The organism is Paraflavitalea sp. (assembly GCF_059502485.1).
The window spans coordinates 585,047-601,933 of the sequence record NZ_JCACET010000011.1 but is presented as its reverse complement, the minus strand read 5'-3'; the positions used below and the strand labels follow the sequence as shown (position 1 = coordinate 601,933).

The window sequence follows — 16,887 nt, the reverse complement described above, 5'->3', positions numbered from 1 at the left end:
TGTGGTTACATGGATCTCATCCAGGTCTTGAAGTGGCCCGACCGGGCTTTGCTGATAAGGACCTTGTCCTGCGGTGCTGGTGATACATTCACATAGAGCCTGCCGTTAAAATGATGTTGCACATCTTTGATGGCTTTCCTGCTTACGAGGTATTGTCTGTTGGCTCGGTAGAACTCCCAGGGGTTTAGTATTTCGCTGAGCTCTTCGAGGCTTTTCTCCTCCATGATGTAGGTGGTTTTGCTGTGCGTCATGCCCCGCACCAATCCATGCTGTAGCTCAAACCAGGCAATGTCTGTTACATGCAGGGGCACAAGCCTGTCCTTGAAAGGCACCAAGAAGTTGCGTTTGTAAGCCGCTTCTGCATTGATGAGTTTGCGCACGTTGTCGATGCTCAGCATATCCGGTATCATCCTGTTGCGGCCATCCAGTCGTTTGAACTTCGTGATTGCCTGTGCCAGTTTTTCGCTGCGTATAGGTTTCAGCAGGTAGTCGATGCTGTTGAGCTCGAATGCCTGGATGGCATATTGATCATAGGCTGTGGTAAAGATGATGGGAATGTCAATCACCAGGTCTTTGAAGATGGTGAAAGATAGTCCGTCCGAAAGATTAATGTCCAGGAAGATCAGGTCGATGGCCGGTTTTGCTATCAGGTAGTCCCTTGCTTCGCCGATATTGTCGATCACAGGCACAAAATGGGGCTTGTCGAAATGGGCCGCTACCATAGCGGTCAACTGCGAAGCTGCACTGTCTTCATCTTCAATGATCAGTATATTCATCGGGTGTTATTAATGGTATGGTGACTGAAAATTCATGGGCCGACCTGCGTACGGTGATCTCACGGCCACACAGGTAGCTGCAACGTTGATTTAGATTAGACAAGCCAATGCCGGTGGAGTAAGGTGCTACCTGCTTCTCCCGGATGGGATTGGTGACCGTAAGCCCTGTCTGCCCGTCGAGAAATATGTCGATCCTCAACGGCTTGCTGGCTGAAATAACATTGTGCTTAACGGCATTTTCCACGAGCACCTGAATGGCTACCGGTGGTAGCAATAATCGCTCTGCTTCCCGGCTGGTATCGACATGAACGGTCAGCTTATTGCCGTACCTGCCTTTCAACATTTCGGTATAAGCGTTCATGAACTGCATTTCTTCCCGCAGGGTTACGAGGTTGCGCTTACTGCTTTCCAATACATAGCGAAATACATCCGACATGTTGTTGATGAAGTGAACGGCTTCCTGTTGGTTGGTATGGATAAGGGCATTCACCGTGTTGAAGGAGTTGAACAGGAAATGCGGGTTTACCTGGTTGATCAACACCTCATACCTTGTTTCTGCATTTACTTTCAACAGGTGTTCATTGGTGAGCCTTACCTGCTGGTTGTAAAACAGCAACCGGTAAATATGCGCAATCAGCACTGTGAGCATTACCTCGAGGATAAGCGTCATGTTGAACAGGAACCTGAACACCTTTTCACGCAGCCAGGGCTCGAAGAGTGAAAGATGCAGGCGCAGCAATACGATATCCAGTACAGCCAATAAGAGGGCATTGTATAAGATCTTTTGAACGATGGATGCCGGATTATAGATAATGAATCCAAGCGATACTTTTTTCTGTTGCAGGTTCAGCAGCAGGAAGACTACGGCTACAAGAAAAGTATAAATGGCCCTCACCAGGACCTCTAACAACTTGGCATCTATGGTGGGGCCGTTTTGCAGGTGGCGCAATACCGCCAGTCTTGGCAGGGTAAACAAGACTGCTATGGCCATGGCGGTAAGCACCACCAGCTTTGGTTTTGCAGGGATGTGGTATGATTTGAGTGTTTTCAATGCGTTACTTCGACAATGCTGTATGGTATGGGTTTAATTACGGCAGGGAATATCCTTTGAAAAAATCCCAGATGAGATCGGTAGCGTTGATCACGGTAGAAGGATCGTCGCCACGGCGGTTGGGTTTCAGGCCTCCCGGCCACGCATGACCTCCATCCTGCGTGAGGTAACAGCGAATGAGGCTGCCTGTATTGCCGCCAGACCATTCTGTGAGTTTATAACTGGCATCGTCCCGCAGGGTAACCGGTCCGGAAGTATAGCCGTTGTGCTGCGCCCACACACGGAGGGTGGAATCGACCGGCGGGAAATAATAGCCGCCTATTCCTATGCCGCCCAGGTAAGGGATCTTGGTATCCCTGGCCGAATGGATATGCAAAATAGGCATGGGGCGGGAGGGTGTGAGGGGTGCTGCCGGTAATACCATCGTAGAACTCACTGCGGCCACCGCCGCAATCCTTTTGCCCATTTCATTGGCCAGCCGGTAAGTAAACATGCCCCCATTGGACATACCGGTTATATACACCCGTTTGGCATTGATGCGATAACGGCTTAGGAGGTTATCGAGCAAAGCGCCGATGTATTTTACATCATTGATCTGCTGTTCCAAAGCAAAGTCGCAACAGGTGCCTGCATTCCAGGTGCGCAACCCCAGAATGCCGGTGCTCCTGACCCCTTCGGGATACACAATGATGAAGTTGTTATTATTGGCTTTGGTGGTGAACCCATAATCGTGGTCGAATTGAGCGGCACTGCCTCCCGTGCCATGAAGTCCAATTACCAGTGGCAACGTTGTATCGCTCTCATAATAGCCTGGTGGTAAATTGAGGAGGAAAGTGCGGTTCCTGCCATCTACTGCAATGGAGCCATTGATGCGGTATGTTTTTTCGGGGTCCGATTGTTTGTCACAGGCTGCGAACAGGGACAGGAATACGATGGTAAGGATTGTATTGAATGCGTTTGTCATGGCGTGTGTCTTGAGTGAAATACTTTGTTTGTGGTGAGGGCTGAAAATGCGTGCCGAAGGAGCCACGGCACGCCAGGAAATGATAATACAAACCTTGGTCTAACCCCTGGACCGTTGCTCCTTAAAGTCCTCTTTCATTTCTTTCTGTTGTTCTTTGTAGATCTTATACTGTTCTTCTGTCAATATCTTTTTGGCTTTACTGTCGCGCTCGTTGCTAAGGCTTTTGAACTTTTTGAGTTTGGAGAGTTTGGAGCCGCCTGATTGCTTTATGGCCGACAGCCCTTCGAGGTAGGTCATATTGATCTCTTCCATTTTGGTAGCCTGCTCATCGGTGAGATTGAGCTTGGCTTTGTAAGCCTCCTGTTTTGCTTTGAATTCCTTTTTTTGTTCTTCCGTGAGTTTGGATTGTGAAAAGCCCATGATCGCCGAGGTAAGCAATATGCCCAGCAACATCAATGTTTTGTTTGTCATAACGTTTATTTGAAGGCAAAGGAAGTCTGATCTCCGGGCCTGTGAAATGACAAGAAAGTGGAAGCTGTAATTTTAGCGGGGGAAGCTGCCGGGGGAGGGATGGAACGCTCAGCCATGTGTCATCCTTGCTTGTTAAAGCGCACTTTGTGCATGGCTCACACATGGATAGAGCAGGGCTAATAGGAGGGTGAAACCCTTGCAGTAGATTACTATTCAAACGTTTGGGAGAAACTGAGCCTGTTCCCCTCGGGGTCTATGACCTCGAAGCTGCGCAAACCCCAGGGATGGCTGACCGGTGGGACAGGAATATGGGCGCCCTTGGCCAATAATTCGGTATAAAGGTCGTCGGCATTGTTGATGTAAAAGCCGCAACTGCCGATACCTGTGTGCATTGGTGTGCGGGCTATCAGTAATAAGGTGATGCTATCGCGGTCCATGACGCCCAGGTCATGTTGCTGGTAGTTGATGTGGAAGCCCAATACATCCCGGTAATAAGCAACGCCTGCTGCTACATCATGTAAAGGAAGTTCGGGCAATGCTTTCCTCAACTGGCCTTTGCCAGCTTCTATGTGGAGGTCAGTATAAAATTCGTGATACGATTTGCCAAACCACAAGGCATGTCCATCCGGATCGCGCACTTCAAACATTTCTATCTTGATCCAGTTTATCTTTTCAGGGCGGGACGGCTGACCACCACGTGCAGCTATAGCTGCCTGCATGAGTGGCACATTATCCACTTCAAAAAATAGCATGGCCGATCCGCGTGGGCTCATGGGGCCTGAACTATCTACCGTCAACCCTTCTTCCGTGTAAAACTGAATGCGTGCAGATCCATACACCACTTCGGCCCGTGAGGGTATACTGCTTTTCATGGCATCCGGTGCTATGTCAAAACCCAATACATCACAATAGAAGGCTACACTGCGTGCTACATCGCTTACTACAAGATGACGGCTTACGGGAGAGATGATGGATGGGTGATCATTGGACATAAAGCAATGTTTAATAGGTCAGGTGGTAGCGCCGTATTTCCTGAATAATGTATCGAGTTGTTCCTTGGCAGGAGAGGGGATGTCGTTTTCTTTTTCCAGCCAGGCCAGCATGCCCCGCTCGATGGGGGTGCCGGTTTTAAGCAATTCTTCCATGATCACTAAGTAGTCAACTTCTTTTTCCGGCCAGCGATACACTTCACTGCTGTTGGCGATGGCCCAGGTGCAACAACCAATTGCATCGCCGCCATACATATTGCGCAATTCCAGCGAGGCGCCACGGGCGATCAGTAATTGGACCACATCAAGGTGCCCACCTATGAGCGCCCAGTGCAATCCGTACATGCCATCTACATGTACGTTCACATCAAGTCCTTTGCTGATGAGGAAATCAATGACTGCAACATGTCCAAACTCACAGGCCCAGATAAAACCATAATTCATCTTGTGGGTAGTGGTGGTGTCTTTCAGGCTGCCATCTTCGTTGAAGAAAGTTTGTACCACATCCAATCTCCCTGTGCCTGCTGCACCTTCGAGGTCGAGCAAGGCGCCATGGCGCATGAGGAAGTCGGCTGCTTCGGGCCTTCCATTGTGCAGACAACCATTGATGGCTGGAGAGCCGTTGCCGGCAGCGCCCGGTTGATCGATGTAGGCGCCGGCTTTCAACAGTATCTCCAGCATGGTGCTCATAATCCCTGCTTTGGCCGGATGGAAACTGGTGGCCACCAGGCCAAGCGTAGTGGAGCCACCGCCATACATGTCTGCCTTTGCATTCACTTCGGCGCCGGCAGCCAGCAGAAACTGCAACAGGGCTACTGCATTGGGTGGATAGCGCTGGCGATAACCTTCCACGCCATTGGTGCCTGTATAGTGTAGCAGCATCGAGTGGTGCGAACGCATAGAGCGGGCACTGATCAAAGAGGGATCATTTTGTAGTAACGTGTCCAATGTTTTTATATCACCCGCTACGATAGCATCCACGGCTGCCTCAAATCGTGCTGTTGATGAGCCTGGTAGTGTAATGGCTGCTACCCATGTAGCCAGCTCATCCCAACTGTTGAAGGAATAATACCAGGCTACTACTACCTGTGCATCTGCTGGAGTAACGCTCAGCTGCCGAAACTCCGCTACGGGCAATCGCCACCATTGTGGATGACCGTCCTTCATTTGGCCCGCAGCTGTTGTGTCGCCTGCTGCATAGGCAGCGTACAACGCATCGGCCTGCTGCTTGTATTGCTCCAGTCCTACCTGTATGGATAGTGGTTGTAGCTTCATGACTAACCGTGATTATTAATTTCAACTTATCTGCAATGCTAACCGGAAGCCGATACACCCATCGAATGCATCCCGCATGATAGCATAGCGTTTATCATTCCTGCAGTGTATAGCCCCATTGTGATGGCAGCCACCTCTTAGAATCCTATCGTTGCTATCCGCTAAAAAAGGACTTCCGTCTTCAGGCATCAAATAACGGGTGCTCTCGAGATAATGATCTTCGCACCACTCCCATATATTGCCACACATGTCGTAGATGCCTAACTGGTTGGGCGCTTTTTGGCCTACGGGATGTGTTGCGTTGCCGCTGTTGTTTTGGTACCAGCCCACTTCATCTATGTTGTTGCTGCCACTGTAGGCGAAATTGTCTTTCCAGTGTTTTCCGCCACGCGCGGCATATTCCCATTCAGCTTCTGTAGGCAGGCGGAAACGCAACGTAGCATTTTCCGTGTATTGGTTATTAATATCGCTAATGATAGTACTGGCGTTTATCCTATCCAGAAAGCCATCAGCCTTGGTAATGTCATCCCACGACAGGTGTTCGGCGGGCTTGTTATCTCCTTTAACAGGAGAGCGGTTGGCTGCTGCGCCCAGCACGTGTTTCCACAGTGCTTGCGTTACGGTAAACTGACCAATAAAAAAGTTCCTGACGTTGATGGCCTGTTTGTTTTGCTCTTCGCCAAATAGAAAGGGCGTATTGCCCGTGCTTTCTACAAAGATCATAGTAAGGTCATGTGCAACACCATCGAGGTGAAAGGTATGTTGGATATTCATGGCTGTATACTTTAATCAGGTTGCCTTTCGCCAAGGCAATAACAAAGTCCATCGGGCGCTACTACAAAGAATACCTTCCAGAAGGTGTCTCCAAACTTTTGCGTGTTGATAGCAGATAGTTCTTTTTCCAGTCCGTTTGCTTTGAGTTCCAAGAAAGCAGCTTCCACATTGTCTACTGAAAAGAAACAACCATCCTGTGTAGGGTCGCCACCATTTTCTGCAAGGCCGATCTGCACATCGTCGCGTTCCAGCACGGCTGACCGGTGCGGCTGGTTGTCACGCGATATTAGATTAAAGCCCATGATGGCTTGATAAAAAGGGATGGCAGCATTGACGTCATTGACCGGCAGGTTCATGGCGTCCTTCTGATAAGGCTTGGCAGTTTTAAATATGGCTTTTGTATTTTCCATGTGACGTCTGAATTTATTCGTGAGCGTTATATTGCTTCAGCAGTGCAATGATGGCGGTATGGCCCCGGCGGGTTGCCCAGGCCAATGGTGTTGCCCAGGGAGCGCCAGACTTATTGGGATCAGCCCCTTGCTTCAGTAAGAAGCCGACCATCTCTTCCTTGTTGTTTTTGGCCGCAAAACCCAATGGGGTGGTATAAAATTCTTCCTCCACTGCATCGATGTCTGCCCCATGCTGTAAGAAGATCGTAGCATTCTCAATGTCGCCTCGGGTGGCGTAAATGTGTAAGGGTGTAACGCCGAGCCAGTTTTTGAATTTGGCATCCATGCCTTGTTCAAACAGAAAATCGATCAAAGCATGAGCCGCTTGCACATCCTGCGACCCCTTGCTTTTCACGCCAACGGCGATCTGTTTGGCCAGTTGTGGCTGATATCGGAGCATGAGGCGTACAAACGCTTCATGCCCTTCTCCGGCGGCATTCTCCAGCGAATTTACATCGTTGGCCAATGCAGGATTGGCGGCAAATACAGCAGCGCCCATCAACACATCTCCATCATAAGCCAGCAGGTGTACTTTGCGGGTAGCACCATAAGAGCAAAGTAACTGGATCATGGGTTTGTCTTCATTCCAGATGGCCCTGCTCAGCGCATCTGCGGAGCTTTCTACTTCGGGATTGGGAAAGGCGCCATGCTCCAGCAGCAAACGGGCAATCTCAATATGTTTGTGCGATGCGGCTTCATACAAGGCTTTTCCCTGCGGGGCATTACCCGGCTCGGGCAGGCCAGGATGGGCTCCGCGTTCCAATAATAACTTCACTATTGCAAGATGGCCATTGACAGCAGCATTCGTGATGGCGTAACCTGAACCCGGATAACCCGTGCGGCATTCTGCAACACGGTTAACAATAGCAGGATCTTCATCCAGTAATTCCTTCACCCGTTCTATATTACCGGTGAGGGATGCCATATAGATGTCGAGGTAAGCTCCACGTTGTATCAGGTGATTGAAGATGTCGCGGGGAGTGGCCACGGTATTCTCAGGTACATCACGCCAACCGCGATAACCATAATCACCATTGCATAATTGTAACGGTCGTGCACCATCGGCACGGATGGAGTTGATGTCTGCACCACGGGCCAGCACCTCGTCGATCATATCCGGCTGCCGGGTCATGGTGGACCAGTGAATGGCTTGATTGGTGGTATTGTCACGGGCATGTATCAATTCCGGCGAAGCATCCAACATGGTCCGCACTCGAGGAAGGTCCCTGCTTTTGATGGCGGCTGCTATTTCGTTTCCTTCGGGCGTGCCCTTGTTGCCGGTAATGGCATTTTCCAGTATCTGTGCTATTTCGCTATAACCCCGGTCGCGGGCTATTTGCAGTAAAGTGTCGCTGTTGCCGGAATTAATAGGGCCGGCGCCGCGCTTCAGCAGATAGGCTACAGCCGCCGGTTGGTTTTCGCGTACTGCAAACGATATTGGATTGCGGTAATCATGTTCACTATGTACGAGTGATGGGTCTTTATCGAGCAGCTGTTGAATAGTTGCCAGGTCGCCTTTTGCGGCGGCACAAAACATAGCCCATACATCTGTCCCGTTACCAGTGGACCAGAATAGTGGCTCATCTTTGGTGAGTGCTTCTGGTGGATACATAGGTATAAGTTTGAAACTCATTGCGCGCCAGCTTGGCGCAATTTGCTTTCAATAGCTGTATGTCCTTTCTTCTGCGCCCAGGCCAGTGGAGTGGCCCAGCGGGCGCCTGCTTTATTGGGATCGGCGCCCTGTTTAAGCAGGAAGTCAACCATTTCTTCCTGTCCCCATTTGGCTGCCAGGCCCAGTGGGGTTGACCAGTATTCTTCGTCTATCGGATCGATCTGGGCTCCATGTTTAAGCAGCAGGGCTGCTTTGTCGAGATGTCCTTTCTGTGCCATATCGTGCAGCAGGGTTGCGCGGTGCCAGCTCATGGTGTCAGGGTTCATGCCATGCTCCATCAGGAAAACAGCACTGTCGTAGCGTTCGAAATAATAGAACTGCGTCCACTTTAGCACGTTAGGCACTTTGGCGCCGTAGCTCATCAATAATTCCATCAGCTGATAATTCGCTTCTTTGGCAGGCATCATTAAAATGCCTTCACTCCAGAAGAACGTTTCATCCAATGCCAGGGCAGGATTGTCTTTTAATAACTGTGCAGTAGCGTCAAGGTCCTCTCTGTCTACTGCCTGTTCAAAGTCCTTCTCCTGCTGTGATCTGTTGTATTCGATGGCGCCATTGTCGCCCTTGCATTTGTGCAGGGAAGGATCATCGAGATATCGTTGAAGCAGGTCGGCAATGATGTCTTCGTTCCTGTCCTTTGCAATGGTAAGCAGGCTTTCCTGAAAAGGATAGATGCGGTAGGTAGGATCAAGCGCGCCTTTTTCCAGTAGCAGGTATTCCACCAGGTCAACATGCCCCTCACGAACGGCAAAGTGAATCGGTGGGGCATAATTGTATTGCGCATACACCAGCCCCGATTCTGCGGCCACCAGTTCCTGCACACGTTGCAGATCACCGATCTTGCTGGCGCTTAGTATCTCCCATACTTTCGTAGTGGTAGATAGGCCATTATGCACCTGCATGGGCAATTCCCGCCTTAGCTCAATGGGCTGTATCATGAATAACAAACTATTTAATCAACAGGACATATATCTGCCAGCTTCTGCAGATCGCGCCAGCCATAGCCGCCATGAAACTCTCCTTTTTTATCATATAAGCGCTCTCCGTGTAATGCTTCGTGGAAGCGGTTTGATGGATTTTGTGGTATGCCAAACAACACCATAGAGTTGACGCCCATACCGAGGAACTTACGTGCTACATGACCCATCAGTAAGCGGCCAAGGCCAAGACGCTGGTATTCCAGCAGTAAGTATATCTTGTTGAGCTCACCCCGGTAATCGGGCAGATCGCCATGATTGTAGCGCAAGCCTTTGGCAAACCCGATCAGCCTGCCGGCCTGGTTCTGCACCACAAAGCAAAACCAACTGCCGTCTTTCACTGTGAACTGTTGCTTCCATTGCTGCTCACGCGTTTCGTACGTGGGCGGGTTGCGCACGGTCCAATAAGTATCATTCCAGGTTTGCACATGCAAGGCTGTCAATGCAGGCAGGTCGCTTTCCGTTACTTCACGAATCGTAAATGACTCCATGGTCTCTCCCCACTCACGCAGCCTGCGTATATTGGTAGTCTTGGAAGGTCTTTTCAGTCCCATGATAAAGCGGCCAATGGTGTGCGTCAATTTCATAACTTTTATGCGGTTATAAATACGTCAGCCAGTGTTTCTCAGGATGTGCCTGTTTATAGGCGCCATACCAGCGACTGGCAAAATACAGGATGACTACATCTATAAAAAATACGAGGTACAGCAATCCAAGGCTCCATTTGTATTGGGGTGGCACTTCGGCAAAAGGTGCAAACCAATACCAATCTTGTCCTGAAAGGTCGTACTGCATAAAGTTAACCAATAGCGCGCTGAGGTGGATAAGGGGAATGTGCAGGAGGTAATAAAACAGGGGTACCCGGCCAATGGTCGTGAGCGCCCTGGCCAGCCAGCCCCTGGCCTTTTCGGCAAATGGGATCAGGGCGATGGGAGGGCCCAGCGTCATCAGCAGGTACCAGGTAGAGGCGGGGTACTTACGCTGGTTGAGCAATTTAAAAAGAAAAGGCACCTCGTTGTTGTCGTCCGGCTTATGCAAAGCGATCAGCGTACTGCCGCCAATGATGAATGCTGCTATAGCGCCCAGGCCGATAGTGAGGCAAACGCGGCGATGCCTCACGGAATCCATCAGCATGATCAGCCCAAAGCCATAACCGGCAGCCATGACGCCCACCCAGGGAACGATGACATACAGGATCGCAAAAGGGCGCGGCCAGTCGAACCCGGAAGCATAGATGAATTCCCAAAAGTTGGCAAAGGTCTGTCGCCATCCTACGGGTAATGCTTTTGGTGCCAGGGCAAACAGTTGTTGGAACAGGATAATGGCCATTCCAATGATGGCTACTGTTAACGGCTTTAGCCGCACCAGCAACGCCATCAATATCATGCTCCAGCCCAGCATCCAGAGAATACCCATAAATATAAATTCAGTGAAATCTACCTTGAAAGCCCAGGAGAAACGCACAACGGTAAGTTCCAATATAATAAGTAGCAGGCCGCGCGTAAACAGGAAGCGCGATAGCTTTCCACGGTCTTGCTGTTTTCTGCCATAAAAGAAAGCGCTGGTGCCGGCAAAGAAACAAAAGACGGGCGCGCAGTAATGGGTGATCCAACGCGTGAAAAAGATAGCAGGCTCCGGTCCGCCGGCAGGCTGCCCTGTGTAGCATCGTACATGGTCGATGATCATGAGTATCATGATGGCGCCCCGTAGCAGGTCTATCGATTGTAATCGTCCGGCAGGGTTGGCAAGGTTGCCGGCAGGTGGGGGAGATGATGTCATATAAAGCGTTGTTTTGGTGGTTAAAGTGTTTTTGTTTGGCTATACTTTCCCTTTAACATCATTTCCCCCGTGCATCGATTATTCCAGCAGGCCTGGACCTGAATTTCAGGCAATTCCCATGTGCGAAAAAACATTTGTGATGCCCTGTTCAAAAAACTACACATCCCGGCTGTTTACCGTGAAAACGGGAGAAGGCCGATAATATAGTTGGCGGCAGCACTGATTTTTCTATTAGATTTACTTTTATGGATACTGCATCTGTTAATGAGCCAGTTGTTCTTCGCAATGCTACTAATGCGCAGTTGGAACAAGCCGTGGCTGAAAATCACCGGCAACTATTTTGTTGCAGCGCTACCGCATTGGGTGGGGTAGTTCATGTAACTGACGGACTTACTTACACGTATTCAATTGGCAATGGTTCGTCTGTATTGTTTCCTGCTATGGTCCCGGATAAGGCAGGTGTTCAACTGGATGCGATGATGGATTTTTATCGTACACAGGAAGTTGCTCACATAGGATACTGGTCTCTCGATCCTGCTGAGCCGGCCGATGTGGATGCCCGCCTGCTGGCCCGTGGTTTTCAGCCGGGCTGGAAACCACGCTGGATGGCATTGGATGTTGCTGATGTAAAAACCAATTTTACTACACCACCGGCATTGGAGATACGTGTTTCGAATGATATTCCTGTTCACGAAGTAAAGGGGCTTCCCTATGGCAATAATGATGGTATATATTCCGATGCTTTATTGCGTATGTATCCTGATAAAGCACAGCGGTTCGTTGCTTTCCTCGGTGGTGTTATCGTAGGGCAAGCCGCCCTGTTCTTTACCGCCGGGCTTATGGGCATTGCCGGTATGTATAATGTAGGGGTAATTCCTTCCATGCGGCGAAAAGGTATTGGCAAGGCACTGGTGATCGCCGCCTGCCGTTATGCACAGGAACGCGGCTATCAATATGTGATGCTGAATGCCAGCGATATCGGTGTTCGTACTTATGAGGAGGTAGGTTTCCGGACTGTTGGTTATGGACTCACCTGGTGGATAACGGGTAAGCGTTATATTACTCATCCTTCTTCTCAGCAGATGGTAGCACTGGCAGAAGCAATCGGATTAGGCGATATGGAGGTTGTAAAACAAACAGGTACATCTTTAACGCCGGAGGAACTGGATACGCCGCTTGTCAATGGTATGACGCTTATACAACTTGCTGCTCATTGCCGGCAACCGGCTGCTGCCGAATGGCTTATGGAACACGGCGTTGTCTGTACGGCATTGGTGATGTGGGACCTGGGCTGGAAAGACCGTGCAGCCGCTTTGCTGACCGCCAACCCGCAGGAAGTGAATCGCACTTATTTTGAGTGGGCAGGTAACCTGCTGCATATTGCTGCACAAAGGGGAGATGTTGCATTGGCTAAACTGGCGCTTGGGGCTGGCGTAGACCTTGCCATGAAGGATAAAGAACATGGAGGTATCCCGTTGGGCTGGGCCTATCATTTTGGGAGGCAGGAGATCATAACGCTTATTGAAAATCATACAGGCGAATAATCTTTACCATCAAATGCGTTCCTTCTTTCAAAAAAGCAATTTGTTCCACTGGCTCTTCTGGGGCATCTATGTCATTTATGGCATCATGGATTCGGGGAGCTGGATCAGGATAAAAGGGTTCATGTGGTCCCTGCAACCCTTGTTGCTTTTCTATGCCATGATAGCACTGCTGTTATATGGCAATATCCGTTTTCTGATCCCGGTGCTGCTGGAAAAGAAAAAGGTCGCCTTGTATGTCGTGGGGCTTATTACCATTGTAATGCTGTACACTTATCTGCGCAGCCTCAACCAGCAATACTGGGATGCACAGGTGTGGCCTAAGGATCCCATGAAGATTACGGACTATATACACTGGAATTTCTTAAATGCTTTGTGGTTCCTCGTCATGTCCTCCATGTTGTACTATGCCCAGAAGTCGAATGAGCAACAACAACGGGTAAAGAATATCGAGATATCACAATTGCAAACGGAGTTGAAGTATTTGCGATCACAGGTGAATCCGCATTTCCTGTTCAATGGGCTCAACACCATTTACGGTTCCATCGACCGGCAGAACCAGCAGGCCCGGGATATCCTGTTGCAATTCTCCGACCTGCTGCGTTACAATCTTTATGAGGCTGATGTAGATTGGGTGGAGTTAGAAAAAGAGGCCGTTTACCTGCAAAACTATGTAGCGCTCCAAAGGGCCCGCAGCGACAGCAATATGCAGATAGAGCTGGACATCAACATGATCGATCCTTCCGTAAAAATAGCCCCGCTGATCTTCCTGGCGTTCGTGGAAAATGCCTTTAAATACAGTACCCGCGATGATAGCCAACGCAACATTATTAAAATATCTTTGCAGCAGGCAACCGGCCGTATTGAATTTACCTGTTCCAATACCTATGAGCAACAGGAGCAGGCGGAAGGAGGGATCGGCCTGACCAATGTGATGCGCCGGTTGGAACTGCTGTACAAGGACCATTATACGCTCGATATCAAAAAAGAGGATGCTGTTTATACCGTTCATTTAACGTTGCTGGTATGAAGAAATTACGATGTATCATAGTGGACGATGAACCCATTGCCCGCAAGATCTTACAGGAGTTTGTGGAGCAGGTTCCTTTCCTGGAAGCTGCCGGGCAATTTGAGAACTCGCTCAAAGCTGAAGCCTTTCTGCAATACAATAAAGCAGATATCATGTTCCTCGATATCGAGATGCCCAAACGTTCGGGCCTCGATTACCTGAAACAGTCGGCTGTGCGGCCGCTGGTCATCCTCACCACCGCCTTTCCTCAATATGCCCTTGAAGGGTATGAACTGGATATTATCGACTACCTATTGAAGCCGGTAGCCTTCAGCCGTTTCCTGAAGGCCGTGCAGAAAGCCAAAGAATATGCTGACCTGCGGGATGCTACTGTTCCTCCCACTGTACCTTCCTGGATATTCGTACGCAGCGACAAGCGCATCGAAAAGATAGAGCTGCGCGATATCCTGTACATAGAAAGCGTCGGCAATTATGTAAACATCTTTACGGACACCAAAAAGATACTGGCTTACCTTACTTTGAAAGGGTTGGAAGGGCAGCTGCCTGCCCTTGAATTTATGAAGGTGCACCAGTCGTTTTTGGTCAACTGTTCCCGTATCGACGCCATCGAGGGCAATACCATCCGCATCAAAGACAAAACCCTTCCCATAAGCCGCAACTACCGCGACGCGTTGATGCAGATGGTGGAGCAAAGACTGCTGAAGCGATAAATGCTTTTCGTCACGAAAGATGGCCTGTTGGCGTAAATATTTTTCCTGTACCCATGCAGATAAGTAGGTTTACTTTAAATCTCGTTGTATGCGGTATATAAGGTTGATTTACAGCATAGCTTTGGGGGCCATACTATTGATGGGCGTTCATGCTTTCCGGGCACACCATGCGACCGCGGGCGCCGTTGCGTTTGGTGTATTTGAAGGCACCAGCCCCGGTGTTGTCGATGCCCGGCCATTTCTGCAGATCCCGCTTACCGGCAAATGCGATTTCATCAAATGGAAGCTTACCTTTTTACCAGATAACCAACCAGGAACTTCATCTGCATTTAAGCTGGAGCAGGAATATGGATATTACCCTGATAACCGTACAAACAAAACATTGGGGAAAGCCACTATAGAAGGCCGGTGGGAAAAGGTCAGGGGGACAAAATCGAACCCGGATGCTGTGGTGTACCGGCTTACAGCAGGGCCACACACTATTTCTTTCCTGCAGTTGGATAATAACCTGCTGCACCTGCTGAATACGGATAAGAGCCTGATGAATGGAGATGGGGGACAGGGATTTACGTTGAGCCGGACAGATAAAGTAATACCACCGATGTCCATATTCCAGACTTCACAGGTCAACGCTTCTTTCGCCAGCGGTGTGAAGGATACTGTAATAAATTTTGTAGGCAGAACGCCCTGCGCAGCTGTTTCGAAAGAGATGAATATGCCTAAACCCTCCGATTGTTTTAAACTTAAATGGGCGCTTAAATTGTACCAGGACCCGGTAACGTTCAAGCCTACCACCTACCAGTTAGATCGTATCTACCGCGAGCGCAATCAAATGGAAGGTACCTGGTCAATTGTAAAAGGCGCGGCTGCTGACCCCAATGCTGTCGTTTATAAGCTCGATGCCTTTGATCGCAAATACACACTCTATATGATGAAAGGAGGCGACAGTACACTTTTTTTCCTCGATCAGCAACGCAACCTCTTAGTGGGGAACAACGAATTTTGCTACACGCTTAACCGGAGACGGCCATGAGAGAACGTCGCACTCTTAAACAACAGAAAGGGCTGCCGGTTATGGCAGCCCCTGTTGGAAAGGTTTTATTTAACGGTTAACTCATCACGCCAATCTTTTGTCCCTTCCAGTCTGGAAATAATACAGTGTCATTATTGATGCGTAAGTGTTTATCTGCTACTTCGCTAAACACGGCGCGGAAGTCGGTAGTAACGGCCAGGTCGCGACCATCTTCGAGGTTCTCTACTGCCAGCGGATTCACCAGCCCATGCACTTTTCCTCCACTTACGCTATTGCCCAAAATAAAGTTGCAGGAGCCACGTCCGTGATCGGTACCGCCGGTGCCGTTCTGTTTTACCGTACGGCCAAATTCGGTCATCGTCATCACGGTCACATCATCCTGGTAGGCTTCGAGGTCGTTCCAGAAAGCCTGGATACAAGTACTCAGGTCCATTACATTGCGGGAGAAGATGCCGGTCATAGCACCCTGGTTGAAATGCGTATCCCAACCGCCCGACTCGGCAAAAGCTACTTCCATGCCCACATCCATCTTGATCAGCTGGGCTATTTGTTTCAGTGAGTTGCCCAAAGCGCTGGCAGGATATACTACATTGTTGGCCGGTTTATAATTCTTTACATCGGCCTTCTGCAACATTTTGATAGCATCAAAGCTCTCTTTGCCTGTTTTGTTGAGCAGGGAGGAGGAGGTTTGATCATATAGGTCTTCAAAGCTTTTAGCAGCTACATTGGTGCCCATCGGGTTGCCACGCATCTGGATGGTGAAGTCCTGCAAATTGCTGATGGCTACAGAGGGATTGTCGCCATAGAACGAGCGCGGCATGGAAGAGGTAAGGCTCACAGCGCGGAAAGGAGAGGCTTCATGCCCCAGCAGTCCTACAGCACGGTTGAGCCAGCCGCTGGCAGTGCCTTTATTGAAAGGCGTGCCGCTTTCCATATAATCCTGCGCATCGAAGTGTGAACGGGTATTGTTGGGTGAACCGATGCCATGCACGATGGCCAGTCTTTTCTCCCTGAACAGCGGCTCAAAAACGGCCATGGAAGGGTGCAGGCCAAAACGACCATCGAGATCGATCAACTGACCATTGTTGCTCTCTTTGGCAGCAGTCATGAACAGGGTAGGGCGGGCAGCTTTCAGATATTGATCTGTGAAAGGTGTTACCGCCATCAGGCCATCCATGGCGCCACGCTGGAATATGCAAACAAGTATCTTATTCTTTTTATAAGGACCAACGATCTTATTACTCTCTGCCGCACGTGCAATGAAGGTAGGAACCCCTCCCACACCAATTCCAAACAAGGCCAGGCCTCCCGATTTTATAAATGCTCTTCTTGTAGACATAGGTACTTAGTTTATAAGTTTACAAGTTGAAAAGTTGATAAGGTTTATACGCAGCAA

The 16,887-nt window shown here is 49.5% G+C and carries 17 protein-coding genes; 4 read left to right on the top strand and 13 right to left on the bottom strand.

The window, feature by feature from the left end; translation table 11 throughout:
* Nucleotides 1-5 precede the first annotated feature (5 nt).
* The 12 genes from AC5JBY_RS30250 to AC5JBY_RS30195 all read right to left on the bottom strand — a co-directional run bounded on the left by AC5JBY_RS30250 (nt 6) and on the right by AC5JBY_RS30195 (nt 11,177).
* The gene (locus tag AC5JBY_RS30250; protein WP_495908436.1) at nt 6-776 is read right to left on the bottom strand and encodes a LytR/AlgR family response regulator transcription factor; all 771 of its coding nucleotides are present in this window, start codon (nt 774-776) and stop codon (nt 6-8) included.
* Complete coding sequence (locus AC5JBY_RS30245) at nt 757-1,827, bottom strand: sensor histidine kinase (protein ID WP_495908435.1); 1,071 nt, start codon at nt 1,825-1,827, stop codon at nt 757-759. The genes AC5JBY_RS30250 and AC5JBY_RS30245 overlap by 20 nt, the downstream gene beginning before the upstream one ends.
* 37 nt (nt 1,828-1,864) lie before the next feature.
* Nucleotides 1,865-2,791, bottom strand: coding sequence for a CE1 family esterase (locus tag AC5JBY_RS30240; RefSeq protein WP_495908434.1), 927 nt, complete (start codon nt 2,789-2,791; stop codon nt 1,865-1,867).
* A 99-nt stretch (nt 2,792-2,890) separates the two neighbouring features.
* Nucleotides 2,891-3,262, bottom strand: a complete 372-nt coding sequence (locus AC5JBY_RS30235) for a hypothetical protein (protein ID WP_495908433.1) — start codon at nt 3,260-3,262, stop codon at nt 2,891-2,893.
* A 209-nt stretch (nt 3,263-3,471) separates the two neighbouring features.
* Nucleotides 3,472-4,254 carry a VOC family protein gene (locus AC5JBY_RS30230; protein WP_495908432.1) on the bottom strand — a complete coding sequence of 261 codons (783 nt, stop codon included), beginning with the start codon at nt 4,252-4,254 and terminating at the stop codon, nt 3,472-3,474.
* An 18-nt stretch (nt 4,255-4,272) separates the two neighbouring features.
* The gene (locus AC5JBY_RS30225; RefSeq protein ID WP_495908431.1) at nt 4,273-5,526 is read right to left on the bottom strand and encodes an ankyrin repeat domain-containing protein; all 1,254 of its coding nucleotides are present in this window, start codon (nt 5,524-5,526) and stop codon (nt 4,273-4,275) included.
* A 21-nt stretch (nt 5,527-5,547) separates the two neighbouring features.
* Entirely contained in the window at nt 5,548-6,300 is a 753-nt protein-coding gene (locus AC5JBY_RS30220; RefSeq protein ID WP_495908430.1) for a formylglycine-generating enzyme family protein, read from the bottom strand.
* An 11-nt stretch (nt 6,301-6,311) separates the two neighbouring features.
* Nucleotides 6,312-6,710 carry a VOC family protein gene (locus AC5JBY_RS30215; protein WP_495908429.1) on the bottom strand — a complete coding sequence of 133 codons (399 nt, stop codon included), beginning with the start codon at nt 6,708-6,710 and terminating at the stop codon, nt 6,312-6,314.
* A gap of 13 nt (nt 6,711-6,723) precedes the next feature.
* Nucleotides 6,724-8,361, bottom strand: a complete 1,638-nt coding sequence (locus AC5JBY_RS30210) for an ankyrin repeat domain-containing protein (protein ID WP_495908428.1) — start codon at nt 8,359-8,361, stop codon at nt 6,724-6,726.
* Between the two features lie 17 nt (nt 8,362-8,378).
* Complete coding sequence (locus tag AC5JBY_RS30205) at nt 8,379-9,359, bottom strand: ankyrin repeat domain-containing protein (protein ID WP_495908427.1); 981 nt, start codon at nt 9,357-9,359, stop codon at nt 8,379-8,381.
* A gap of 14 nt (nt 9,360-9,373) precedes the next feature.
* Nucleotides 9,374-9,985, bottom strand: coding sequence for a GNAT family N-acetyltransferase (locus AC5JBY_RS30200; RefSeq protein ID WP_495908426.1), 612 nt, complete (start codon nt 9,983-9,985; stop codon nt 9,374-9,376).
* Between the two features lie 13 nt (nt 9,986-9,998).
* Nucleotides 9,999-11,177 (bottom strand): acetyltransferase domain-containing protein, encoded by a 1,179-nt coding sequence (locus AC5JBY_RS30195; protein WP_495908425.1) that lies wholly within the window; start codon nt 11,175-11,177, stop codon nt 9,999-10,001.
* Between the two features lie 245 nt (nt 11,178-11,422).
* Here AC5JBY_RS30195 and AC5JBY_RS30190 point away from each other — a divergent pair, with 245 nt between their 5' ends.
* The 4 genes from AC5JBY_RS30190 to AC5JBY_RS30175 all read left to right on the top strand — a co-directional run bounded on the left by AC5JBY_RS30190 (nt 11,423) and on the right by AC5JBY_RS30175 (nt 15,491).
* Complete coding sequence (locus AC5JBY_RS30190) at nt 11,423-12,721, top strand: GNAT family N-acetyltransferase (protein WP_495908424.1); 1,299 nt, start codon at nt 11,423-11,425, stop codon at nt 12,719-12,721.
* A gap of 40 nt (nt 12,722-12,761) precedes the next feature.
* The gene (locus AC5JBY_RS30185) at nt 12,762-13,748 is read left to right on the top strand and encodes a sensor histidine kinase (RefSeq protein ID WP_495908423.1); all 987 of its coding nucleotides are present in this window, start codon (nt 12,762-12,764) and stop codon (nt 13,746-13,748) included.
* Nucleotides 13,745-14,458 carry a LytR/AlgR family response regulator transcription factor gene (locus AC5JBY_RS30180; protein WP_495908422.1) on the top strand — a complete coding sequence of 238 codons (714 nt, stop codon included), beginning with the start codon at nt 13,745-13,747 and terminating at the stop codon, nt 14,456-14,458. Before AC5JBY_RS30185 ends, AC5JBY_RS30180 begins: the two co-directional genes overlap by 4 nt.
* Nucleotides 14,459-14,546: 88 nt before the next feature.
* Complete coding sequence (locus AC5JBY_RS30175; RefSeq protein WP_495908421.1) at nt 14,547-15,491, top strand: hypothetical protein; 945 nt, start codon at nt 14,547-14,549, stop codon at nt 15,489-15,491.
* A gap of 76 nt (nt 15,492-15,567) precedes the next feature.
* Here AC5JBY_RS30175 and AC5JBY_RS30170 read toward each other — a convergent pair whose 3' ends face one another.
* Nucleotides 15,568-16,830: a DUF1501 domain-containing protein gene (locus AC5JBY_RS30170; protein ID WP_495908420.1), complete on the bottom strand. Its 1,263-nt coding sequence runs from the start codon at nt 16,828-16,830 to the stop codon at nt 15,568-15,570.
* Between the last annotated feature and the right edge of the window lie 57 nt (nt 16,831-16,887).

What these genes read in the sequence shown, in the direction of transcription:
- AC5JBY_RS30240 (WP_495908434.1), bottom strand. Translation starts at nt 2,791, where the DNA reads ATGACAAACGCATTCAATACAATCCTTACCATCGTATTCCTGTCCCTG.
- AC5JBY_RS30200 (WP_495908426.1), bottom strand. Translation starts at nt 9,985, where the DNA reads ATGAAATTGACGCACACCATTGGCCGCTTTATCATGGGACTGAAAAGA.
- AC5JBY_RS30220 (WP_495908430.1), bottom strand. Translation starts at nt 6,300, where the DNA reads ATGAATATCCAACATACCTTTCACCTCGATGGTGTTGCACATGACCTT.
- AC5JBY_RS30205 (WP_495908427.1), bottom strand. Translation starts at nt 9,359, where the DNA reads ATGATACAGCCCATTGAGCTAAGGCGGGAATTGCCCATGCAGGTGCAT.
- AC5JBY_RS30250 (WP_495908436.1), bottom strand. Translation starts at nt 776, where the DNA reads ATGAATATACTGATCATTGAAGATGAAGACAGTGCAGCTTCGCAGTTG.
- AC5JBY_RS30215 (WP_495908429.1), bottom strand. Translation starts at nt 6,710, where the DNA reads ATGGAAAATACAAAAGCCATATTTAAAACTGCCAAGCCTTATCAGAAG.
- AC5JBY_RS30170 (WP_495908420.1), bottom strand. Translation starts at nt 16,830, where the DNA reads ATGTCTACAAGAAGAGCATTTATAAAATCGGGAGGCCTGGCCTTGTTT.
- AC5JBY_RS30225 (WP_495908431.1), bottom strand. Translation starts at nt 5,526, where the DNA reads ATGAAGCTACAACCACTATCCATACAGGTAGGACTGGAGCAATACAAG.
- AC5JBY_RS30195 (WP_495908425.1), bottom strand. Translation starts at nt 11,177, where the DNA reads ATGACATCATCTCCCCCACCTGCCGGCAACCTTGCCAACCCTGCCGGA.
- AC5JBY_RS30180 (WP_495908422.1), top strand. Translation starts at nt 13,745, where the DNA reads ATGAAGAAATTACGATGTATCATAGTGGACGATGAACCCATTGCCCGC.
- AC5JBY_RS30210 (WP_495908428.1), bottom strand. Translation starts at nt 8,361, where the DNA reads ATGTATCCACCAGAAGCACTCACCAAAGATGAGCCACTATTCTGGTCC.
- AC5JBY_RS30235 (WP_495908433.1), bottom strand. Translation starts at nt 3,262, where the DNA reads ATGACAAACAAAACATTGATGTTGCTGGGCATATTGCTTACCTCGGCG.
- AC5JBY_RS30175 (WP_495908421.1), top strand. Translation starts at nt 14,547, where the DNA reads ATGCGGTATATAAGGTTGATTTACAGCATAGCTTTGGGGGCCATACTA.
- AC5JBY_RS30190 (WP_495908424.1), top strand. Translation starts at nt 11,423, where the DNA reads ATGGATACTGCATCTGTTAATGAGCCAGTTGTTCTTCGCAATGCTACT.
- AC5JBY_RS30230 (WP_495908432.1), bottom strand. Translation starts at nt 4,254, where the DNA reads ATGTCCAATGATCACCCATCCATCATCTCTCCCGTAAGCCGTCATCTT.